Here is a 21,991-nt window from a genome sequence, read left to right as displayed (position 1 = left end):
GGCCTGAGCCGGGGTCACTGCCCGGCGGCGCGGCGTGAGAGCAGGTCGCGCACGTGCGCCTCGATCTCGGCGTCGTCGACGTAGCCCATCTGCGAGTACTCGGACCCGCCCGCGCGGGCCGTGCGTGCGACGTCGATCGACGGCGGACGCTGCGCGGCGGCGCGCTCGCGCATCGCCTCTTCCAGCGCAGCCTGACGCAGCGCTTCGCGAGCCGCCTCGGCTTCGAGCACCGCAGAAGCGCGGGATCCGGCAGAAGCCGTGAGCGGCCTCGGAAGTTCGCGCGGCGCCCAGACGCGCGGCTCACGCTCGAGCTCGACATCCTGCAGGTGCGCGGGAGCGCGGGTCGCGGCATCCATCGTCTTCGCAGCCGCGCGCGCGCCGACCTGGGACATGCGCTGCAGCAGCAGCCCCGCGGCGATGGCGACCAGCACGCCTGCCCAGAGCAGGAGCTGCGCACCGGTGGTCACGACCTGGATCGCGCCCCAGACGGCGACGCCGATCGCGGCGAGCGCCACACTCGTGGCGGCGAGGCGCAGCCGGCGACGAGCGCGGGCCTGGCGCACCGCGGGAATCGCGCGCACCGCCGCGTGCTCGGAGCGCGCCCGCTCGAGGTCGGCCTTGGCGTGCTCGAGGGCGGCGGACTCTCGCTCGGCCATCGCCTGACGCGCAAGGCGCTGCTGGGCCATGGCCGTGCGGGCGTTGAGCTCCAAGCGCACTTCACCCGGCACTTCGCTCGTCTCGGCGAGCACCCGGAGCGCCTGGTTCAGCCGCACGGCGTTGCGCTCGGCGGCGTCGAACTGGCGTCGACTGTGCCAGGTCGGAAGCAGATACACGAGCCACAGGAGCGCGGCGACGAGAACGATCACGCCCCCGCCCAGCACCTGCCCACCCATGTCGACAACGGTAGGCGACGCGCGTGCCCACGCCCGGCCATCGGTCGCGTGTCGGACTATGCGTGCAGGCGATCGGCCGGCGGTACGGTGGCGGCGTCCTGCGGTGCGCGCCCGGCGACCCAGCGCTGGAGCACGCCCTCGGGCACCTCTTCTCGCACCAGCGCGAACGCGTAGTGGTCGCGCCAGTCGCCGTCGATGTGGATGTAGCGCCGGCGGAGGCCCTCGTAGCGGAACCCGAGCTTCTCGACGACCCGGAGGCTCGCGAGGTTCTCCGGGCGGATGCAGATCTCCATGCGGTGCAGGCGCAGCTCGGTGAAGCAGACGTCGGTGGCGAGGGCGACGGCCGTCGGGGTGATGCCGCGCCCGGCGTACCGCTTGCTCACCCAGTAGCCGATGGTCGCGGAGGCGAGCGAGCCCCGCGCGATCCCCCACACGTTGAGCTGGCCGGCGATGTCGCCGTCGTGCTCCATGACGAACGGCACGCCCGCACCGTCGCGGTACTGCTGGAGCAGGCGGCGCACGCCGAGCCGCATGTCGAACGAGACCGGGCCGTCGGGGCTCGTGGCCTCCCACGGACGCAGCCACTCGCGATTGAACATCAGCTCGTTCTGAAGGGTGCGCGCATCACGAGCACGCACGATCCGGATGGATACCGGGCCGTGCGTGCGGGGAGCCGTCAGGTCCACCATGACCCCCCTCGAACGGGCGGCGTCAGAGCGTCGCCGCGAACTCCTTGAACCAGGGCCGCAGTTCGGGACCGAGATCCTCGCGGTCGGCCGCGAGCTGCACGATGGCCTTGATGTAGTCCACTCTATCGCCGGTGTCATACCGACGACCCCGGAAGACGACACCGTACACGCCGGGTCCCTCGGGGTCGCTGGCGAGCTCCTGCAGGGCATCCGTGAGCTGGATCTCGCCGCCCTTGCCCGGCTCGGTGCGCTCCAGGATGTCGAACACTGCGGGGGTGAGGACGTAGCGGCCGATGATGGCCAGATTGGAGGGGGCGTCCTCCTTCTTGGGCTTCTCGACGAGGCCGGTCACCTTGACGATGCCGTCGGTGCCGGTCTCCTCGACGGCCGCGGCCCCGTACATCTGGATGTGCTCGGGGTCGACCTCCATGAGCGCGATCACGGACGCGCCGGTGCGCTGGTGCTCGGCGATCATGGTGGTCAGGAGCGGGTCGCGCTCGTCGATCAGGTCGTCGCCGAGCATCACGGCGAACGACGCGTCGCCGACGTGGGCGCGGGCACGCAGCACTGCGTGGCCCAGACCCTTCGGCTCGCCCTGGCGGACGAAGTGGATGTCGGCCAGATCGCTCGAAGCCATGACGCGGCGCAGACGGTCGTCGTCGCCCTTGTCCTTCAGCTTCTCCTCGAGCTCGGGCACCGAGTCGAAGTGGTTCGAGATCGCGTTCTTGTTGCGCCCGATGATGACGAGGATGTCCTCGATCCCGGCCTGGGCCGCTTCCTCGACGACGTACTGGATGGCGGGCTTGTCGACGACCGGGAGCATCTCCTTCGGCATCGCCTTCGTTGCCGGGAGGAATCGGGTGCCGAGTCCCGCCGCGGGGATCACTGCCTTGATGGGGGTGTGGAGCATTGGACGATTCTAGTTGGCGACCATCGAGGCACTAGGCCGCCGATTCCGGGGGCGCGCCGGGGCGAGGCGGGCGACGCCTAGAATCGAGGGCATGTCCGACGCGATCGCCGATGCGAAACGCGCGCTCCGCGCAGAGCTGAGGGAGCGGCGGCAGCTGCTGACCCCCCACGCCCGCGAAGTGGCCTCCGCCGGTGTGCGCGAGCAGCTCGATGCGCTGGTCGACAGGCTCGGCGTCACGTCGATGTCGTGCTTCCTCTCGACCACGACCGAGCCCGACACCCGCGAGTTCGTCGCCGCGGCGGTGGCGCGCGGCATCCGTGTGCTCCTCCCCGTCACGCGCACCGACGGCCTTCTCGACTGGTCGGTGGCGACGCCCGGCTTCGACATCGCCGAGGGCATGTTCGGTCTTCCCGAACCCGTCGGCGAACTGCTCGGCCCGATCGCCGTGAACGACGTCGACCTTCTGGTCATCCCCGCCGCCGCCGTCGACCGCCGGGGCATGCGCCTCGGCTGGGGCCGCGGCTACTACGACAAGACCATCGGCTCGATGCACCGCTGCCCGCCCGTCTACGCCGTCGTCTTCGACTCCGAGGTCGTCGACGAGGTTCCGAGCGACGTGCACGACCAGCCCGTGACCGGGGTCGTCACCCCCACGCAGACCGTTGTCCTCGCGCCTTCGCGGCGCTGAACGTCCGAGAGAGACATGCCCACCTACGCCTACGCCTGCAAGCAGTGCGGCCATCGTTTCGACGCCGTCCAGTCCTTCGCCGACCCCACGCTCACCGAGTGCCCCGAATGCGGCGGCCCGCTCCGCAAGGAGTACGGCTCGATCGGCGTCACCTTCAACGGGTCGGGCTTCTACCGCACCGATTCCCGGGCCGGTGAGAAGAGCGCCGGAGAGAAGAAGTCGACGGATGCCTCGTCCGGCGCCTCCTCATCGGGTTCGGCATCATCGAAGCCCGAGGCGAAGGCCTCCCCCGCCTCCACCGGATCCTGACCGGCGCACGCCGGAGAGAGTGAAGAGCATCACGTGATCAAGGGCTTCAAGGAATTCATCCTCCGCGGAAACGTCATCGATCTGGCAGTGGCCGTCGTCATCGGCGCGGCGTTCACCGCGGTCGTGAACTCGATCGTCTCGAGCATCATCACGCCGTTCATCGAGCTCTTCTGGAAGCCCGATGCGGAGGGCAAGATCGGATTCACCGTCGAGGGCATGTGGGGCCCGGTGACCTTCCCGATCAGCGACCTCATCAACGCCATCATCGGGTTCCTCGCGGTCGCGGTCGTCGTCTACTTCGTGTTCGTGTTCCCGATGAACAAGCTCAAGGCGCGCGCCGCCGCGAAGGCCGGGCTCACCGAAGCCGACGAGGAGCCCAAGCTGCCTACCGAGCAGGAGCTCCTGGTGCAGATCCGCGACCTGCTCGGCAGCCAGAGCACCACGCCGCGCGGCTGACACGTTTCGTCTCGGTCGCTGCGCTCCCTCGCTCAACGACCGGGTCACGCCCACCGGCCCCCGCTCGTTGAGCGAGCGAAGCGAGACGAAACGCCCCACCGAGCGTCAGTAGTGCGGCGGGACGTCGCGTCTCAACTGGTCGTCGTTGGGTCCGCGCACGGCTCCGGATGCCGCGTCCGCCGGGGCTGCGGCATCCGCTGTCTCCTCGTCGTCGGCGGGAACGGGCTCGGGGCTCGTGCCGGGCGCGGGCGTGAGCTTCGCACGGCGCGACCCGGGGACCCGCTCGATGCGCTGGCGCCTATTCGACGACATCGATCGGCTGCGTGTCGTTCTCGACGCGCAGCGCCTCCGGCGGCACCCCGAGCATCTCGGCGATGCGCTGCGCGACGCCCGCGGGGTCGCTGTACAGGTCGAACGAGTGCACGCGCACGTAGTGCCAACCCAGGCGGCGGAGGATCTGCGGGCGCAGTCGCAGCGACTCGCGCAGCGACTCCCCGATCGTCTCGGGGTCGCTCTCGACCACGACCGCCTTGCCGTCGTACTGGGCGACGAGCGGGAGCAGGCCGCGGTAGTGCACGTCGACCGAGAGTCCGAGGCGCCGGAGCTCGCGGGCCAGGCCCAGCGTGAGCGGATCGGCGAGGTCCTCGAGGCGGGCCTCGCGGGCACGCGCGGCGATTCCGCCGAGGATCGACATCAGCGTCGCGGCGCCGTGCTCCAGCCGGCCCTCGTCGAAGGCCGACGGTCGGATGGACGACACGATGACCATCGAGCGTCGGGCCCGGGTCATGCCGACCGTGAGCAGCCGCTCGCCGTCAGGTGTCGACAGGTCTCCGAAGTCGCTCAGCACCCGGCCGTGCTTGGTCAGCCCGAACCCGAGCGAGAAGATCACGCGGTCGCGGCTCTCCGCGACGGACTCCTCGAGCGTCAGCACGGCGAACGGCTCGGCGGTGTCGCGCGAGACGAAGTCGGCCACGTCGGCGCGTCCCGAGAACGCGGCGTCGACGGCGGCCCGGATGCGCTCGGCGTGCCGCGAGCTCGCGGTCACCACCATGAGCGACTCGGTGCCGCGGTTGACGGCGTGCTCGACGACGAGCGTCACCACGCGGGCGACCTCGGCGTCGGGGCTCTCGACCGCGCCGGTGATCGGATCGGGGGCGCCGGTGCCGCCCTCGACGTAGTCGACGCCGAGGCTGCCGCGGCCGAGGTAGGAGCCCGCCCACGGAAGCGACACCAGCTCGCCGCCGTAGAAGGCGTCGTTGACGAGCTCGGCGAGATCTTCGCCGCCGGCGCGATAGCTGCGGGTGAGGGTCTCGACGGGGAGGATGTCGGCGAGGCGCTCGAACACGCTCGTCGAGTCGAACGGCTCCTCCGGCTCGACGGCGTCACTCGCGAAGCCGGCGGCCACGCGGAACGGGGTCGGCTTCTGCGTCACGGGGTCGCCGAAGACGACGATCTGCCGGCCGCGCCGCAGCGCGGGGGCGGCTTCCGCGAGGCAGAGGGCCGCGGCATCCGCCACGATCACGACGTCGAAGTCGGCGGACGAGGGGATCTCGGGCACGTCGTAGGGCGACGCGAGCCAGACCGGAGCCAGCGTGCGCGAGAGCGACGGGGCGACGACGGCGAGGTGCTCAGGGGTGACGGCGCCGTTCTTGAGTGCGAGCTTGAGCGCGCCGGCTTCGGCGGGGTGATCGACGATGCCGATCCGCCACTGCGTCGCGAGCTGGGCCGCGAGAAGCGGACCGGATGCCGCGGCATGCGCCTCGTCGACGAGCCGGAAGTCGCGTTCCAGGCGATCGACCACGGCGGTGTTGGCGCCGAGCACGGCACGGTCGGTGCGCAGCAGCAGCTCGAGCGCGGACTGCCACCAGGCGTACTCGAGCTCGGCCGCGACCTCGTCCTCGGGCACGTGCCGCACCGAGAGATCGGTGAGCAGCGGCTCGAGGCCGAGGGAGCGCAGCTCGGTGCGCAGCGTGACGCGCTCCTTGAGGTTGTCGAAGACGTCGGAGTCGGCCGCGAGTCCGGCGAGCGTGCGCACGAGCTGCTTCACCGGCAGCGTGACGAGGCGATCGGCGCCGCTGCGGCCGAGGATCTCGTCGAGCTCGCCGAGCTCGGCATCCACCCGCTGCCAGGCGACGTGCACGTCGCTCAGGCCGAGCGGCACCTCGGGCGTGACGCCGGCGTCCACGAAGCGCTGCCACTCGGTGCGCTGCTGCTGGATGCGCAGGAGCGCCTCGTACATGTCGGTGATGTGCACGCCGGGCCGCACGTACTCGCGCGACAGGCGGCGCAGGCGACGGCGGTTGGCTCCGCTCAACGTCGGGGAGTCACGGCGGGGAGCGTGCGCCTGGATGAGCTCGCCGAGAGGGCGCTCGAAAACGGTGAGGCTGAAGCGGTCCAGCGAGTCGCGGATGCCCTGCAGCAGTCGCAGGTACGCGCCCAGTTCGGCGATCGTGTGGAACGGGCGCATGCGCGTCTGGGCGATGAGCTCGTAGCCGCGCTCGAGCAGGTTGGGCACGTCGCTGCGCTGCAGCTTGCCCGCCAGCGCGTGGGCCGCACGGGCCTGCTCCGTCGTCGCGAACGACACCCCGTACCAGGGCGAGTCGTCGGGGCCGAAGCGGAACTCCCCCAAGCGCGCCGCCGACGACAGCTTCGCGGCGGCATCCGTCCGACTGTCGGCGAGGCGCTCGAGCGTGGGCCCGTCGAACCGGGCCTCGGTCGAGGGCGAGACCTCGCGTCCGTTCAGCGCGGCGAGGGAGCGCAGGATGTCGAGGACCGACACGCCCAGCGAGGGGTGCTGGGCGGTGACAGCGCCGCGGTAGTCGCGGAGCACGCTGCGCAGGCGCACCAGGGCGTCGTCGACGTCGGCGATCTTCGGCTGCTCGGCCTTCTCATTGCGGCCGATGGCGCGGATGAGATCGCGCTGCAGGCGGCGCGGCGACACCGCGAGCCCGGGGAGGCCGATGCCGGCCAGGCGATGGCGGATGCCGTCGACCGTCGAGCTGCGAGCGCTCACGACGAGCACGCGGCGGCCGTCGCGGACGAGCGCTCCGACCGCGTTGATCACGGTCTGGGTGCCGCCCGTGCCGGGCAGGGTGTGCACGGCGAGCGACTGTCCGGCGACGATGCGGGCGAGGACGCGCTCCTGCTCGGAGTCGGCGTCGAGCAGCAGGGTGTCGGCGGCGGGCGGACGCTCGTCGGGACTCACGGGCGCCGGCGTGTCGCGCCGGATGGCGAGCGCCTCGCGATCGGAGTGATGCCCCGCGAGGGCGTTCAGGACCGGATGGTCGAGGTTGGAGGCATCGCGCGCCATGCCTCCGGCGACGTCGGCGAAGCTCGACACGAGCAGCCGTGGCTTGACCGTGTACGACTCGATCCACGAGGTCAGTGCACGCAGGTGGTCGATGACGGGCTGCGGCTTGAACACGCCGCCCTCGTGCGCGAGCACGGCGAGCCCGGCGCCGTCGATCTCGATGCCGAAGTGGGTGCGCATCGCGCGGACGAGTTCGGGATTGACCACGAACGCGCCCTGCAGCTTGAGTTCGAAGTCGGCGTGATGACGGCGGATCGCCAGCGGACGGAGCAGGATCGGCGCGGTGCACTCCAGGTTGCCGATGCGCCAGGTGGCGAGGCCCACGGCCAGATGCACGGCCTCGATGCCGCGCGTGGTGCGCAGTTCGACGTTCTTGGCGGTGATGCGCTCGGCCGCGAGGCGGGCGTTGCGCAGGGCCACCTCGTCGCGGAAGAGGTTGGAGAGGAGCGTCGAGCGCCCGGTGATGAACTGCGGGAGGCTGCCCGGGTGCGCCTTGGTGATCTCGATCGAGGCATCCGCGGCATCCGTGAAGTGGAGCAGCGTCGAGCGGCCGCCCAGCTCCGCCGACTGCACCCGCAGGCGCTCGCGCTCGGGGTCGGCGACGTGGGCCACCGTGACGTCGGGCTCGGCAAGGCCGAGATCGCCCGGGGTCACGACGCTGCCTGACTCGGCGCTGTCTGCGCCGGCCACGACGCTGCCTTCTGCTCGCCACACACGAGCCACCCTAAGCGCCGGTTCCCGATGCCTCTTGCAGTGAGGCCGAGTTTCGCGGTATTGGCGACACGCCCCGTGATCAGCGCTTCCTCCCCACGACGGTCCGGGCACGCGTCGTCCACACCGACCGGCGTCGCCGACCCCGCCCATCTCCCCCGGGCCAGGATGGTCGCATGACCTCCGAGCACCCGCCTCGCTTCCGCGTCCACCCGTCGCCGATCGGCGACATCCTCATCGTCACGACCGACGACGGCATCGTGACGCTCCACCCCTTCGACGGTCCGCTCGGCGCCGAGCTCGAGCGCGTCGCCCGGGCACTGCACGCCGTGGCGGAACACGACGGAGCGGATGCCGCGGCCGACGCCGCAGCGACGCAGCTCGACGAGTACTTCGACGGCGAGCGCCGGAGGTTCGACCTGCCGCTCGACTGGCGGCTGGTGCGCGGGTTCACCCGTGCGGCCCTCGAGGCCGTGTGCGACATCCCCTACGGCGAGACGGCCGGGTACGGCGAAGTCGCGATCGCCGCCGGCAGCCCGCGCGCCGCCCGAGCCGTCGGCACCGCGTGCGCGACCACCCCGTTCTCCATCGTGGTCCCGGTGCACCGGGTCGTGCGAGCCGACGGCTCCCTCGGCGAGTACGGGGGCAGGCCCGAGATGAAGCAGTACCTCATCGACCTCGAACGGGCCGCGGGCGTGTAGGCCGCCGGCGCGCCGCGCGGCCCGGGCGGATCGCTCCGCCCGGGCCGCGCATTCACCCTCGGTTGCCGGGGGTCAGTGGTGCGTCGCCTTCTCGGCGCCGAAGCCGGTGAGCGACCGCACGTCCATCTCGGCCGCCTTGCGACGGTCCTCCGCCCGGCGCGAGGTGACTGAGCCGAGCCAGCCGAGGAAGAACCCGAGCGGGATCGAGACGATGCCCGGGTTGTTCAGCGGCCAGATGGGCGTGCCCACCTTGAACACGCTCAGCTCCCCGCCCCAGAACACCGGCGACAGGAAGATGAGGATGACCGCGGCGCTGAGCCCGCCGTACATGCTCCACACCGCGCCGCGCGTGGTGAACTTGCGCCAGTAGAGCGAGTAGAGGATCGTCGGCAGGTTCGCCGACGCCGCCACGGCGAAGGCGAGCGCCACGAGGAAGGCGATGTTCTGCCCCTGCACGCCGATGCCGCCGATGATCGCCAGGATGCCGATCACGACCACGGTGCGCCGTGCGACCTTGACCTCGCCGTCGGGCGGCACATCGCCCTTCTTGATCACGTTCGCATAGATGTCGTGGGCGAACGACGCGGCGGCCGTGATGGTGAGTCCGGCCACGACCGCGAGGATCGTGGCGAACGCCACCGCCGAGATGAAGCCCATGAGCAGCGGTCCGCCGAGCGCGAGCGCGAGCAGCGGTGCCGCGGAGTTGGCCCCGCCGGGCGCCGCCTTGATCGCATCCGGGCCGACGAGCGCCGCGGCGCCGTAGCCGAGCACGAGCGTCAGCAGGTAGAAGAGGCCGATCAGCCAGATCGCCCAGACCACCGAGCGCCGCGCCTCCTTGGCGGTGGGCACCGTGTAGAAGCGCATCAGCACGTGCGGCAGCCCGGCGGTGCCGAGCACCAGGGCGATCGCGAGTGAGATGAAGTCCCACGGGTTGGCGCCGTACTGGAGCCCAGGGCCGAGGATCGCGTCCTGGGGGTCGGTCGTCGACTGCTCGACCGCGCTGGCGAGCAGGTTGTCGAGGCTGAACCCGTTGATCGCGAGCACCCAGATCGTCATGATGAGCGCGCCGCCGATGAGCAGGAACGCCTTGACGATCTGCACCCAGGTCGTGCCCTTCATCCCGCCGACGAGCACGTAGACGATCATCAGTGCGCCGACGACGGCGACCACGAGCGCCTGGCCGATCCACTCGTCGATGCCCAGCAGCAGCGACACGAGGCCGCCGGCGCCGGCCATCTGGGCGAGCAGGTAGAAGAAGCAGACGGCGAGCGTCGTGATGGCGGCCGCCATCCGCACCGGGCGCTCCTTGAGCCGGAACGACAGCACGTCGGCCATCGTGAACTTGCCGGTGTTGCGCATGAGCTCGGCCACGAGCAGCAGGGCCACGAGCCAGGCGACGAGGAACCCGATCGAGTACAGGAAGCCGTCGTACCCGTTGATGGCGATGGCGCCGCAGATGCCGAGGAACGACGCCGCGGAGAGGTAGTCGCCCGAGATCGCGAAGCCGTTCTGCGGACCGGTGAACGAGCGGCCGGCCGCGTAGTAGTCCGCGGCGGTCTTGTTGTTGCGGCTGGCGCGGATGACGATGAACAGCGTCACGCCGACGAAGGCGGCGAAGATCGAGATGTTCAGGATCGGGTTGTTCTCGACCGTCGTGACGGCCGCCTGGATTGCGGTGAAGACCTCGTTCATGCCGCCTGCTCCTGCTTCTGCTCGAGATTGTCGCGGATCTCCTCGGCGATCGGGTCGAGCTTGCGGTTCGCGTACGCCACGTACGTCATCGTGATCGCGAAGGTGGTGACGAACTGGCCCAGCCCGAGCAGAAGGCCCATGGTGACGTGGCCCCAGACCTGCTGCGCCATGAACTCGGGCGCGAACGACGACAGCAGCACATAGGCGAAGTACCAGACCAGGAAGGCGATCGCCATGGGAAAGACGAAGCCGCGCTGACGCCGTTTGAGCTCGACGAATTGCGGCGACTGCTCCTCCGCGATGTAGTCGATGTCACCGGGTGGCGCGGCATCGATGGTGGGTTCGGACATGTGGCCTCCTTGCCTCATGAACTGGCGCATCTTCGCGCCGGTGGGGGGTGCCCGGACGGCGGGATGGGGCCCCTGGTCCGGTGGTAAGGTCGACGCTACGAAAAGCGGCGAGGATGCCGTCACCCCCGGAAGTAGGTAGTACGTGGCCGCGCAGCACGGCAGCCGTACACAGAGCCGCACGCAGATGCTCGCCGGCGGCGAATCGCCGTCGTCCGCCGAGACCGACACTGCGGCCCTGGCCCGCGCGGTGGCCGACCTCGTGCGGCGCACCCACTTCCCCGTCGCGTTCGGCGGACTGGAGCACGGCGACGCCATTCACGTCACCTCGATCGTCGGCGCCCGCACCCGGAGTCTCGAGGGACTGGTGGTGCAGGCGTCCCGCGGACTCGGCGGTCGCGCGCTGGTCGAGAAGCGGCCTCGTCTGGCCATGGACTACCGCTCGTCGCGCGCGATCACCCATGACTACGACCGCGCCGTGCTCGGCGAGGGCATCTCGACGCTCTTCGCCGTCCCGGTGCTCGTGGGCGGCCGGGCGCGCGGCGTGATCTACTGCGGGTCGTGGGCGGAGGCGCCCGTCGGCGACGTCGTGGCGAAGCCCGCCTTCGCCGTGGCCGAGGAGCTCTCCTCCGAGCTGCGGATCCGCGAAGAGGTGCTGCGCCGACTCGCCCTGACTCCCCGGCCCAGCGACGCCGCGACGATGGCCCCTGCAGCCCGCGAAGAGCTGCGCCAGACCTACGCCGAACTGCGCAGCATCGCTGCCGTGGTCGACGACCCGCTGCTGCGTGAGCGGCTCGCTCGTCTCGAGCAGCGCCTGGCCGCGCTGACGCACTCCGAGGTCGACCCGCCGCTGAATCTCGACGTGCGCCTGTCGCCGCGCGAGGTCGACGTGCTCGCGTGTGCCGCCCTCGGCGCGACGAATGCCGAAATCGCCGTGACGCTGGAATTGCGCGAAGGCACGGTCAAGTCGTATCTCCAGTCGGCGATGTCGAAACTGGATGCCTCGACCCGGCACGCCGCGGTCGCCACCGCCCGGCGCGCGGGCTTGCTTCCCTGAATCGACTTCTTCTCCCGGAATTTCGCGGCGCCTATCTTTCGGTAATCCGCACTTCATCGGACAAACGAAAAGCAATTGTCGCGCGCAATGACATCGGAATTCTCGACAATTCGGCGTAATGTTCCTCCCATGGCTCGCAGAATCGTGCATCAACTCGTCGACGACCTCGACGGAACCCTTCTCGAAGTCGGGGAGGGCGAGACCGTCCTCTTCTCGATCGACGGGGTCGCCTACGAGATCGACCTGACCGACGGCAACGCGGCGTCGCTCCGCGACGCGCTCGCCCCCTACGTGGCGGCCGGGCGCAGCGTCTCGTCGCGGGGCGCGGGTGGCGGTGGCACTCGCAATGGCTCGTCCGCAGCGAGCCGGCGCCGGCGCACCGGACAGCAGGACTACAGCGCCATCCGCGAATGGGCCAAGTCGAACGGCTTCACCGTGTCGGAGCGGGGCCGGGTGCCGGCAGCCGTTCTCGAAGCGTACGAGGCGGCCCACTGACGCAAGCCGCCTCGCGGCGCGTTTCGTCTCGTCGCTTCGCTCGCTCAACGACCGAGCGCTCGTTGAGCGAGCGAAGCGAGACGGAACGCCCCGACCCCGGTCGTTGAGCGAGCGAAGCGAGACGAAACGCCCTACGCGGTCGTCTTGACCGCCGCCAGGATCTTGGTCAGCGTGTGCTTGGCGTCGCCGAGCACGATCGACACCTTCGGGTCGAAGAAGAGCTCGTTGTCGATCCCGGCGAACCCGGGGTTGAGCGAGCGCTTGAGGAAGACCACCTGCTGCGCGTCGGCGACGGTGAGGATCGGCATCCCGTAGATGGGTGAACCCGGCGAGGTCTTCGCGGCGGGGTTGACGACATCGTTCGCGCCCACGACGAGCACCAGGTCGGTCGTGCGGAACCGCGGGTTGACCTCATCCATCTCGACGAGCGCGTCGTACGGCACGTTCGCCTCGGCGAGCAGCACGTTCATGTGGCCCGGCATCCGGCCGGCGACCGGGTGGATGCCGAACACCACGTCCACTCCGCGTGCGCGCAGCACCTCGGCGAGCTCGGCCGCGGCGTGGTGGGCGCCGGCGACGGCGAGTCCGTAGCCGGGCACGATCACGACGCGCTGCGCGTAGTCGAGCAGGATCGCGACGTCGTCGGGTCCCATCGTGCGCACGGGCCGGTCGGCGGCCGCTCCCCCGGCCGCGGCAGAGACGTGCGCCCGGAAGGCGCCGAACACGATCCCGGTGACCGTGCGGCCCATGGCCTTCGCCATCGCCATCGTGAGGATCGTGCCGCTCGCGCCGACGAGCGTGCCCGCGATGAGCAGCAGCACATTGCCGAGGACGATTCCGGATGCCGCGACCGCGAGCCCGGTGAAGGCGTTGAGCAGCGAGATCACGATGGGCACGTCGGCGCCGCCGATCGGCAGCACCAGCAGCACTCCGAGCACGAGGCCTATAGCGACGAGCGCGAACGACCAGACGGCGTCGCCGGTGAGGACGAGCGCGGTGCCCGCGGCGAGCGCCGCGACGACGAGCAGCACCATCAGCGCGCGGAGGCCGGGGAAGGTCACGGCGCGCGAGGTCAGGATGCCCTGCAGCTTGCCGAAGGTCACGAACGATCCGGTGAGCGAGACGCCGCCGATGAGCACCGTGAAGGCGACGACGCCCAGCGTCCCCGGGTTGTCGCTGTGGCCGACCTCGACGAGGGCGACGAGCGCAGCAGCGCCGCCTCCGACGCCGTTGAACGCGGCGACGAGCTGGGGCATCTGGGTCATCTGCACCCGGCGCGCCGCGGGGACGGCGATGATCGCGCCGACAACCACGGCGGCGATGATCCACCAGATGTTGCGCAGCTCGACGCTCAGGCAGAACGCCAGCACCGCGATGGCTGCCCCGGCCGCGCCGAGCAGGTTCGCGCGGCGGGCCGTCCGCGGGTTGCCGAGGCCCTTGAGCGCGAGGATGAAGAGCACCGCCGCCAGGATGTAGCAGGCCGTGACGACCTCGGGGGGCAGGAGCTTCACGACGCCACCTCCGCCCGGCGGGGCTTGGCCGAGAACATCACGAGCATGCGGTCGGTGACCACGAAGCCTCCGACGACGTTGATCGTGGCGAGCAGCACCGCGACGATCGAGAGGCTCAGCGACAGCGCGTCCTCGGCTTGCCCGGCGACCATGATGGCGCCGAGCAGGATGATGCCGTGGATGGCGTTCGCCTCGCTCATGAGCGGAGTGTGCAGGGTGCTCGACACCTTGGAGACGACCTCGAAGCCGAGGAAGACGGCGAGGATTGTGATCGTGAAGAGGGCGAAGCCATCCATCAGGCGCTCTCCTCCACCATGGTGGACGGCGCGAGCGCGGCGGCGACGCGCTCGCTCACGATCCGTCCGTCGTGGGTGATGGCGCTCCCGGCCACGAGCTCGTCGTCGAAGTCGAGCACGGTCTCCCCTTCCTTCAGCAGCAGCGCGGTGAAGTTCGCGCAATTCATGGCGTAGAGCTTCGAGGCATCCGGAGCGAGGTCCGACTGGATGTCGCGGGCGCCGATGAGCGTCACCGCGCCTCCCTCGACGGCGACCCGGCGCCGCTCCCCCGCGACGGACCCCTCGATGTTCCCGCCGGTCTCGGCGGCGAGGTCTACGAGCACGGACCCGGGCTTCATGCCCGCGATCATCGCCGCCGTCACCAGGCGCGGTGCGGCCCGCCCGGGCACGGCGGCCGTGGTGATGACGATGTCGGATGCCGCGATGTGCGGTGCGAGCAGCTCCTGCTGGCGGCGGGCCCGGTCTTCGGCGAGCTCCTTGGCGTAGCCGCCGGCGGCATCGGCGGTGCCGAGGTCGAGGTCGATGAAGGTTCCGCCGACCGAGCGGACCTCGTCGGCCGAGGCCGCTCGCACGTCGTTGGCCGACACGATGCCGCCGAGCCGCTTGGCGGTCGCGATCGCCTGGAGTCCGGCTACGCCCGCCCCGAGCACCAGCACGCGGGCAGGGGCGAGCGTTCCAGCCGCCGTCATGGTCATGCCGAACATCCGGCCGAACGCGTCAGCGGCGAGGGTCACGAGCCGGTAGCCGGCGAGCAGCGCCTGCGACGACAGCACGTCCATCGACTGGGCGCGTGAGATGCGGGGCAGCAGGTCGAGCGCGAACGTCGTCACTCCCCTGTCGCGCGCCGCCTCGACCCCTGCCGCGTTCTGGAAGGGGTCGAGCATGCCGACGGTGATCGCCCCGGACGGGAGCGCCTCGACGTCATCGACGGTCAGCGGGCGCACGTGCAGCAGGACGCCGCTCGCGACAGCGGTGCCCGGCGGCACGATCGCGGCGCCGGCGGCGCGGTAGGCGGCATCCGATATCAGTGAAGCCTCACCCGCGCCCGCCTCGATCTCGACTGCTGCGCCGGCGGTGACGAGCTTCTTGACGCTCTCGGGCGACGCGGCGACGCGCTTCTCCCCTGACGCGCGTTCGGCGCGCACGCGGACGGTGACCGGCACGGATCCCTCACTCCTCCGCGACGACGGCGTCGCGGCACTGTGGGAATCGTAACGAGCGGATGCCGCCTCCCGGCGAGGTGGAGACGCAATCGTTGTGCGGCGGTGGGGTCATGGTCCCCCTGATGTCGACGCATCCCGAGTTGTCAAGCCCAAGAGTGATTAGACCGAAACGTGCGTAGGGTGCCGCGAAAGCGTGGGGGCGACAAGGTGCGCAGCGATCGATCTCCGCGAGGCGGAGAAGTCGACCACGAAACCGGCAGGCCATGAAAGCACTCACCAATCGAGTCGGAACCTTCCTCACCGGCGATGAGATCGCCGACGCCGTCATGGAGTACAGCGGCGCGCTGGCGCAGGAGCACCGCACCGAGGTCGTCGAGTTGCCGTTCATCACCGGCAGCGGAGATGTCGGCCACGTGAAGATGCTCATCGGCTGGCAATCGGACGTCACCGCGATCCGCGAGGGTCATCACCATCGCGAGATGGTGGACGACGAGCTGGCCGATGCACTGCGGCGGTCGGCGGCGACGGTCCGGGGCCCGTCCGGCGACACGCCGTTCAGCGCTCGCGACCTCGAAAGCTTGGTCGACGAGTGCGAGTTCTGACAGGTCTTGACGTCGTTCTGCGGGGTCAGGGCGTGCTGTCGGGGCAGAGCTCGAACACGTAGTCGGGGTCGCCGGGGGCGGTGAGACCGCGGTCGCGCAGGACAGCGGATGCCGGCATCCCCTCATCGCTGCAGGCTTCGGTGAAGTCCACGCCGGTGTCATCCGAGTACTCGATGGCGATCACGTGCTGGCCGTAGACGTCGGTGTACAGGTCGCACTCGTCGAACGCGGCGCACTCCTCGGCGATGGCGAAGTCGAAGTCGGCTTCGTCGCGCAGGGTGGCGGCGTTCTCCGCGGAGTTCTTCTGGGCGGCGGCGAGCCCTGCCTCGTGGGCGATCTCGACGAGCTCCTCGGCGAGTTCGAGGTTGTTCTCGAGTGTCAGCGCGCCGTCGCTGCGGGTGAACGAGTCGAGGTTGTCGAACTCGACCGCGTTGAAGCCGGCGCCGGCGCACTCCTGGATCCACGGCGACACGATGTCTTCGATGGCTTCGCGGTTGTCGTCGGTAGACGTGTCGAGCAGCGCCTCGTCGGGCCAGTCGGGGTCGACCACCGGGTCGCCCTCTTCGCTCAGCAGCACGAGTTCGTCGGGCCAGTCGCCTAACTCGTCGGGCTGCGTCTGGAAAGCGTTGATGTAGCAGATCGAGTACATCTCTTCCGGCGGAGGCGAGGTGCGATCGCGCACGAGGATCTCGACGCCCTCCGGCGGCGGATAGCCCTCACCCAGCTGATAGTCCGGCGCGGCGCCTTCCGGCGGCAGCGTGACGGCCGACTCTCCGCTCGCGCACGCGGTCAGCGCCGCCGCCACGAAAGCGACGACCATGACGGATGCCGCACCCCTCCTGATGCTCATGGGTGCGAGGCTAGCGCTCCAGGGCTGTGTCGGCACGAGGGTAGACTTTCGAGGCCAGCCTCTGTAGCTCAATGGAAGAGCAGTTCCGTCCTAAGGAAACGGTTGGGGGTTCGAGTCTCTCTAGGGGTGAAACTCATCCCGCTATCGGTTCCGGGCTCTGCAATGGGCTCCGTCCAACCTCATGGAGCGCGAGAAGCGACCTTTCGGGTGATCAGTGGTTCGATCGTTCGACTGAGCATTCTGCTCGGCCGCTACCCTTCGTACATGAACAAGACTCGCCTCGCCTCCGTCGCCGTTCTTCTCCTCCTTCTCACCGGCTGCGCCAGCCCTGCCGCTGATGAGGCGGGAACCGGGAACTCTGGGTCCACGACCGAGCAAGAGGCGGAGGAAACTCAGGCGCCGCCTGCTGAGCCGCTGGACCTCGCTGGTGAGTGGAAGCAGACGAACTCGAAGTCCACGGACGCCTACCAGGCTGCGATCATCACCGGAGACGAGATCGTCGTCAACTGGGTGAACGACACCGAGGACACGACCGCGCTGTACTGGGCCGGCACCTACGTCGCGCCGACCGAGGACGTCGACACGTACACGTGGAACTCCGCGAACGACACCGCAAGGACGGAGAGCGCGATACTCGCGTCGAGCGACCCGACGAAGACCTTCACATACGAGGGCGGCGTCCTCAAGTATGAACTCACCGCCATGGGCGTCACGATGACCGTCGAGATGGCACAGCAGTAGCCTCGACGCCCTTCTCCATCGGCACGCTCACAGACACACCCGGCCCGGCTCTTCCATGGCTCCCGGGTGCTCGCTTTGCGCTCGTGCAGCTGGGATGGCGCTTGCTCAGGAATTGGCAAGGCGTCACCGAGTGGTGCGGTCTGCGGCAATCGTGCCCTAGGTTCAACACTGGGGCGCACGGTGTGCGCGGGGTACGTTCGGTGGCTTCCAGCCACTCGATGCGCCTGCGTCGTGGACCCCGACCAGAACGCGATGTCCTTGCTGCTCTATCTGTTCACAAGGGATCGCGCTCTGCTGCCCTATCCGGCCACCAGAGCCGGCAACCATAACTGAAAGAGAACCATGACTGACTCGCAGCAGCCATCGCCCGCTCCGCAGGACCAGCCCCCGGCATACCAGCCGCAGCAGCCCGCCTACCAGCCGCAGTACGGCGCGCCGGTCGAGGCCCCCGTCAAGGTGAAGCCGGGCCGCAACGTCCTCGGGATCATCGCGCTCGTCGCAGCTGCCGTCGGCTTCATCTTCGCCTGCATCCCCGGCGCGCTCATCCTCGGCTGGATCCTTCTCCCCATCGGCTTCATCCTCGGCATCATCTCGCTGTTCCTCAAAGACAAGGCGAAGTGGCAGGGCCTGACCGCGATCATCGTCTCGGTCATCGGCACCATCATCGGCTTCATCGTGTTCTTCGCCGTGGTCGCGAACTCGTTCGACAACGCGTTCAACTCAGATGTCGAGGTCAGCGATGGTGACACCTCTGTCGTCGAGGAGAGCGAAGAGCCTGCGGCCGAGGAAGAGCCCGCTGCAGAGGTCGGCACGCGAGAGAATCCCGCCGCCATCGGCTCGACTATCGAAGGCGACGAGTGGACCGTCGTCATCAACTCGGTCACCCCCGGGGCGACGGACCAGATCCTCGCCGAGAACTCGTTCAACGAGGCGCCAGACGCGGGCACCGAGTACCTCCTCATCAACTACACCGTCACCTACACGGGTGATGACGCCGACGGGCAGATGCCCGCGTTTGTGAGCATCGACTACGTCACTGCCGACGGCGTGACCGTCAACAGCCTCGACAAGCTCATCGTGGCCCCGGACGCGATGGACACCACGAGCGTCCTCTACGCGGACGCCACCGCGACCGGCAACACCGCCATCCAGGTTCCCAGCCCCGTCGACGGCGTCATCGTCGTGAGCCCGGGCATGCTTTCCGACAACGTGTTCGTCGCCACAAAGTAGCGCTCAAACCGCGAAGGGCCGGGGAACATCAACTCCCCGGCCCTTCCTGCCGGCACCAGTAGGCGATGCCCCGGGAACGCGCGGCGGAACCGCCCCGACCGAGCGGTGGTCCCACCCGCCCAAACGTTCAGGCAGCGCTCAGCGGCGCATCGTAATCTGCTCATAGGGCACTCATAGAAGCTGATTAGAAACCCCATGGCGCCTTCTAAGCCGTGGATGGTTGGCGGCGTCCGAGTGTTCTCGTGTGAGTAGGAACCCGGCTGCCGTATGGGTCAAAGGTTCAGGAAGCAACTCCCTGTCGAGCGGAAGGCCGCGCATTTGTCTTGGTTGTCAGATTCTCTTGCAGTGCTCGGCGGCGCCGACCTGCGAGTACTCGAGCGCGCACGTTCGGAGAAGAACGGGCTGGTCAGCCTTGGCCTCGTCGTCCTCTCGACCGCGACGGTGGCCGCCATCTCGATGTTCTTTGCGGTCGCCAACGCCATGGGTCAACCGTGGCCTGTCGCGATTGTGATCGGTCTTGTCTGGGGAGCAATCATCGTCGCCCTGGACCGACTCCTCATTAAATCAATGCAGGGCATCTATGGCGTCCAGGCATTGTGGTTCGGACTTCCGCGTCTTCTGATGGCGCTCGTCATCGGCGTCGTCGTGTCCATACCGATCACTCTTCAGATCTTCGACCGCGAGATCGAGATGCAGGTCCACGTCGACAACGTCGCCGCGGCCGCCGCCGCCTCAGACGAAGTCGAGAGTGGGCCCGTCGCACAGCAGCTCAAGTCCGTCGAGGAGGAAATCGCCGCAAACGAGGCAATTCTGCGCGGAGACGTACAGGGGCTGACGTCCCCCGAGCTGCAGACGGCTCAGCTCGAGTTCGACGAAGCCACAACGGCGAGCGAAGCGGCCGATGCCGCCAAGACCGAAACCTACAAGGTCATGGTCTGCGAGAAGGAAGGCGCCGGCAGCAATGCCGAGTGCGACGGCCTGGCGAGTCAGACCGCCGGCGAGGGGCCCCTGTACGAGGCTCGGGTCCGCGAGTACCAAGACGCGTTGGGGAAGGCGGATGCCGCAGCCGACCGTCTCGCCACGGCTCGCGTCGCGCTCGAGACTGCGCGGACGAACGCCGTATCCTCCAACGCCGAGATCGTCGAAGAAGCGCAACTGGAAGCGCAGAACCTGCTCTGCGGACCCTCTGCCGCCGCCAGTACAGAGACGACGTCCGAAGCCGCCGGAATCGATCCGGAATGTGTCGGGGGCCTGCGGGCCGAAGCCGTGAACCTTCGTCAGCAGATGGCGCGGGCTCAGGACCCCACGACGTTCGAGGAGAACACCGGCATGCTCGCCCGCCTTCAGGCGCTGCACGAGCTGTCAGCGCAGAATCCGCTCAGCGGCACGGCGCATATCGCCATCGCTCTGCTGTTCATCATCATCGAGCTCATGCCCGTGACTGTGAAGACGCTCCTCGCCTTCCGCGGTGAGAGCCAGTACGACCGCATTGCGCTCCGGCTCCAGGAAGACGAACTCAACGAACTCGAGACGGAGGTCGACACCGGGCAGGTGCAGCGCGAGCGCGAGATGCGTAAGCGGGAGGAGGTTCGCGAGGACATGCTTCAACGCGAGATCGCGCTCGGGAAGACTGCGAACGCCCACGTGGCCGAACAGATGCAGTCCATCCTCGCCGCGTCGCTCGACAGGTGGAGCGCCGACGTGCAGGAGACCTTGGAACGGAACCGCGCGACCTCAGGCACCGAGCCGCAGTTCGCCAATGCTTCCCGCCGCCCCTACGACCTCCCGCCCGAGGAGAGTCTGTGACCGCGGGCGATCCGGAAGCCGGCTCGCTCACCGCCGCGCCCGACCCAGCCCAGACGCAGACTGTGTTCCTTGTCGTGACGACGGCAGAGCTCAAGGACTCCGTGGCGGGCATCGTGGAGTCCGCGCGCTACCGCCTGACCACACGTCCGAGCCTCGAGGGGATCACAGTCGTCGGCCCCGTGCGACCCTCTCGTACCGTAGGTCAGTGGCTTCGCGGCAGCGAGGACGCCGGAGAGTCCGTCTGGAGGGCTCTGCGCGACAGCATTCCCAAAGTCACGTCACGGCAAGGTGCGAACCTGCTCCTAGGGGTCGTCGTTGTCGACCGCCAGCCCGACGCCGTCGCGGATCGCATCGCGGCGCTTCGCGCCTCTCCGCGCTTGCAGGCGCTTCCGCTGCAGATCCATGGGCTCTCCATCGATGGGCAGGCCGCAGACGGGAGCGGGCGCGCCGCCGCGAGCAGAGGTGTGGAGGAGGACGAGCATGCCGTCGGCGCGGCCGTGCGCGACCGAATCGATATCGCCCTCCTGCGCATCATGGAAGGCGCGCTGTCACGCGCGGAGGCCGACCCCGATCTCCTCATCCCCGAACCACTGCTCGCACGGCTCTTCGCCGGACGCACCATGCAGCGCGATCTGGCGGCAGGAGTGCGAGGAGTCACGCTAAGCGACACCGACGAGTCCTCGGCCCACGCGCGGCTGATTGCGTCAGGAACCCGTCAGGACGCTGAGGAACCGCAGTTGAGCACGCCCGCGCCGCCCGACGTGACTGGGATCAGTCACCGGCCCTTGCGCAGGCTTTACATCGTGGCCGCGGCCGGCGTCGAGTCGCGACCCCGCAAGGTCAGGCGACGTCTAGGCGAGCTCATCGAGAACCTCGATCTCTCGCTCACCCCCTCGGACAGCGAGACGACGGGATACACCTGGCTCGTCGCTGCGGGGAATCCGCAGTTCTCCCAGCCGACCGTGCGGCCGAGCGGGACGCTGACGGCGGCGGATCTCCCGCGCGGCTCGGCAACGCATGTCGATATGCGTGCCACGATGCGCGGCGTTGCGGCACTCGTCAGCGGTCACGACGCATCGTTTCGACGTCGCGGCCACGCCCTGACGCCCGCTCTCGTCGTCTTCGTGCTCCCGAGCGCCACCCTCGCAGGGCCGACAACACTCGCCGCCTATCGCTCGATCAAAGAGCTCGCGACGGTCGGGTGGATCATCACGGGTTCAGGGTCGCGCTCCCCCAGCCGGGATGTCGACGGCGCGACACTCGTTCACGACACGGATGACGCGGCGAACGAGCTCGCTGCAGCGCTGCGCATCGCCGAACTCGAGGCGAGTGACGTCGACAGCGTCCTGCGCGACCTCGAGAACGAGATGCAGCACAGGTGATCCGCCATGGTCGCTAAGGAAGAACTCGGCACGCTCACTCCGGTCGACGATCCGAGTGCCGTCGCATCGGAATATCGGACCGGCTACCGCCTGCCGGGGTACTCGGGCCCGCTCGCATTCGTCGAGCTGGACTCTCATCTGGACGAGGAAGC

22 protein-coding genes and 1 tRNA gene are annotated in these 21,991 nt (G+C 69.2%); 12 read left to right on the top strand and 11 right to left on the bottom strand.

The window, feature by feature from the left end; translation table 11 throughout:
- Positions 1-14: 14 nt before the first annotated feature.
- From SOM19_RS15640 to galU, 3 genes are read right to left on the bottom strand one after another with little or no spacing between them, the layout of a single operon-like run.
- Positions 15-893: a large exoprotein gene (locus tag SOM19_RS15640; RefSeq protein ID WP_320487508.1), complete on the bottom strand. Its 879-nt coding sequence runs from the start codon at positions 891-893 to the stop codon at positions 15-17.
- Between the two features lie 56 nt (positions 894-949).
- Entirely contained in the window at positions 950-1,582 is a 633-nt protein-coding gene (locus tag SOM19_RS15635) for a GNAT family N-acetyltransferase (protein WP_320487507.1), read from the bottom strand.
- A gap of 22 nt (positions 1,583-1,604) precedes the next feature.
- The gene (gene galU / locus SOM19_RS15630) at positions 1,605-2,492 is read right to left on the bottom strand and encodes a UTP--glucose-1-phosphate uridylyltransferase GalU (protein ID WP_320487506.1); all 888 of its coding nucleotides are present in this window, start codon (positions 2,490-2,492) and stop codon (positions 1,605-1,607) included.
- A 91-nt stretch (positions 2,493-2,583) separates the two neighbouring features.
- Between galU and SOM19_RS15625 the strand changes: the two genes are divergently transcribed.
- From SOM19_RS15625 to mscL, 3 genes are read left to right on the top strand one after another with little or no spacing between them, the layout of a single operon-like run.
- Positions 2,584-3,180, top strand: coding sequence for a 5-formyltetrahydrofolate cyclo-ligase (locus tag SOM19_RS15625; protein WP_320487505.1), 597 nt, complete (start codon positions 2,584-2,586; stop codon positions 3,178-3,180).
- A 15-nt stretch (positions 3,181-3,195) separates the two neighbouring features.
- On the top strand, positions 3,196-3,489 hold the full coding sequence (locus SOM19_RS15620; RefSeq protein WP_320487504.1) for an FmdB family zinc ribbon protein: 294 nt from the start codon (positions 3,196-3,198) through the stop codon (positions 3,487-3,489).
- Between the two features lie 33 nt (positions 3,490-3,522).
- Positions 3,523-3,945 (top strand): large conductance mechanosensitive channel protein MscL, encoded by a 423-nt coding sequence (gene mscL / locus SOM19_RS15615; protein WP_320487503.1) that lies wholly within the window; start codon positions 3,523-3,525, stop codon positions 3,943-3,945.
- Between the two features lie 105 nt (positions 3,946-4,050).
- On the opposite strand, the gene SOM19_RS15610 is transcribed toward mscL, so the two are convergent.
- Together SOM19_RS15610 and SOM19_RS15605 are read right to left on the bottom strand one after the other, a co-directional pair.
- Positions 4,051-4,257 (bottom strand): hypothetical protein, encoded by a 207-nt coding sequence (locus SOM19_RS15610; protein WP_320487502.1) that lies wholly within the window; start codon positions 4,255-4,257, stop codon positions 4,051-4,053.
- Complete coding sequence (locus SOM19_RS15605) at positions 4,244-7,978, bottom strand: AAA family ATPase (protein WP_320487501.1); 3,735 nt, start codon at positions 7,976-7,978, stop codon at positions 4,244-4,246. The genes SOM19_RS15610 and SOM19_RS15605 overlap by 14 nt, the downstream gene beginning before the upstream one ends.
- 164 nt (positions 7,979-8,142) lie before the next feature.
- Here SOM19_RS15605 and SOM19_RS15600 point away from each other — a divergent pair, with 164 nt between their 5' ends.
- Positions 8,143-8,667 carry a methylated-DNA--[protein]-cysteine S-methyltransferase gene (locus SOM19_RS15600; RefSeq protein ID WP_320487500.1) on the top strand — a complete coding sequence of 175 codons (525 nt, stop codon included), beginning with the start codon at positions 8,143-8,145 and terminating at the stop codon, positions 8,665-8,667.
- A gap of 72 nt (positions 8,668-8,739) precedes the next feature.
- Here the strand turns inward: SOM19_RS15600 and SOM19_RS15595 are convergent, their stop codons facing one another.
- A complete protein-coding gene (locus tag SOM19_RS15595; RefSeq protein ID WP_320487499.1) occupies positions 8,740-10,359 on the bottom strand; it encodes a monocarboxylic acid transporter in 1,620 nt (539 codons plus the stop codon).
- Positions 10,356-10,709 carry a DUF485 domain-containing protein gene (locus tag SOM19_RS15590; protein ID WP_320487498.1) on the bottom strand — a complete coding sequence of 118 codons (354 nt, stop codon included), beginning with the start codon at positions 10,707-10,709 and terminating at the stop codon, positions 10,356-10,358. The genes SOM19_RS15595 and SOM19_RS15590 overlap by 4 nt, the downstream gene beginning before the upstream one ends.
- 184 nt (positions 10,710-10,893) lie before the next feature.
- Between SOM19_RS15590 and SOM19_RS15585 the strand changes: the two genes are divergently transcribed.
- Positions 10,894-11,763, top strand: coding sequence for a response regulator transcription factor (locus SOM19_RS15585; RefSeq protein WP_320487756.1), 870 nt, complete (start codon positions 10,894-10,896; stop codon positions 11,761-11,763).
- Between the two features lie 129 nt (positions 11,764-11,892).
- Entirely contained in the window at positions 11,893-12,258 is a 366-nt protein-coding gene (locus SOM19_RS15580) for a histone-like nucleoid-structuring protein Lsr2 (protein WP_320487497.1), read from the top strand.
- A 131-nt stretch (positions 12,259-12,389) separates the two neighbouring features.
- Here the strand turns inward: SOM19_RS15580 and SOM19_RS15575 are convergent, their stop codons facing one another.
- From SOM19_RS15575 to SOM19_RS15565, 3 genes are read right to left on the bottom strand one after another with little or no spacing between them, the layout of a single operon-like run.
- Entirely contained in the window at positions 12,390-13,769 is a 1,380-nt protein-coding gene (locus SOM19_RS15575; protein ID WP_320487496.1) for an NAD(P)(+) transhydrogenase (Re/Si-specific) subunit beta, read from the bottom strand.
- Positions 13,766-14,065 (bottom strand): NAD(P) transhydrogenase subunit alpha part 2, encoded by a 300-nt coding sequence (locus tag SOM19_RS15570; protein WP_320487495.1) that lies wholly within the window; start codon positions 14,063-14,065, stop codon positions 13,766-13,768. The genes SOM19_RS15575 and SOM19_RS15570 overlap by 4 nt, the downstream gene beginning before the upstream one ends.
- On the bottom strand, positions 14,065-15,228 hold the full coding sequence (locus tag SOM19_RS15565; RefSeq protein WP_320487494.1) for an NAD(P) transhydrogenase subunit alpha: 1,164 nt from the start codon (positions 15,226-15,228) through the stop codon (positions 14,065-14,067). The genes SOM19_RS15570 and SOM19_RS15565 overlap by 1 nt, the downstream gene beginning before the upstream one ends.
- A 263-nt stretch (positions 15,229-15,491) precedes the next feature.
- On the opposite strand from SOM19_RS15565, the gene SOM19_RS15560 reads away from it, so the two are divergent.
- A complete protein-coding gene (locus SOM19_RS15560; protein ID WP_320487493.1) occupies positions 15,492-15,830 on the top strand; it encodes a hypothetical protein in 339 nt (112 codons plus the stop codon).
- Between the two features lie 25 nt (positions 15,831-15,855).
- Here the strand turns inward: SOM19_RS15560 and SOM19_RS15555 are convergent, their stop codons facing one another.
- A complete protein-coding gene (locus SOM19_RS15555) occupies positions 15,856-16,680 on the bottom strand; it encodes an endo alpha-1,4 polygalactosaminidase (protein ID WP_320487492.1) in 825 nt (274 codons plus the stop codon).
- A gap of 57 nt (positions 16,681-16,737) precedes the next feature.
- On the opposite strand from SOM19_RS15555, the gene SOM19_RS15550 reads away from it, so the two are divergent.
- The 5 genes from SOM19_RS15550 (at position 16,738) to SOM19_RS15530 (ending at position 21,839) form a co-directional block, all read left to right on the top strand.
- Positions 16,738-16,809: transfer RNA gene (locus SOM19_RS15550), tRNA-Arg, on the top strand.
- 135 nt (positions 16,810-16,944) lie between these two features.
- On the top strand, positions 16,945-17,421 hold the full coding sequence (locus SOM19_RS15545; RefSeq protein WP_320487491.1) for a hypothetical protein: 477 nt from the start codon (positions 16,945-16,947) through the stop codon (positions 17,419-17,421).
- A 342-nt stretch (positions 17,422-17,763) separates the two neighbouring features.
- On the top strand, positions 17,764-18,651 hold the full coding sequence (locus SOM19_RS15540; RefSeq protein ID WP_320487490.1) for a DUF308 domain-containing protein: 888 nt from the start codon (positions 17,764-17,766) through the stop codon (positions 18,649-18,651).
- 345 nt (positions 18,652-18,996) lie between these two features.
- Positions 18,997-20,457, top strand: a complete 1,461-nt coding sequence (locus tag SOM19_RS15535) for a DUF4407 domain-containing protein (protein ID WP_320487489.1) — start codon at positions 18,997-18,999, stop codon at positions 20,455-20,457.
- A complete protein-coding gene (locus SOM19_RS15530; RefSeq protein WP_320487488.1) occupies positions 20,454-21,839 on the top strand; it encodes a hypothetical protein in 1,386 nt (461 codons plus the stop codon). The genes SOM19_RS15535 and SOM19_RS15530 overlap by 4 nt, the downstream gene beginning before the upstream one ends.
- Positions 21,840-21,991: the final 152 nt, after the last annotated feature.

The organism is Microbacterium sp. CFBP9034 (assembly GCF_034045255.1).
Lineage (GTDB): Bacteria > Actinomycetota > Actinomycetes > Actinomycetales > Microbacteriaceae > Microbacterium.
The sequence above is the reverse complement of the archived record's forward strand: the minus strand, read 5'-3'. Positions and strand labels throughout refer to the sequence as shown.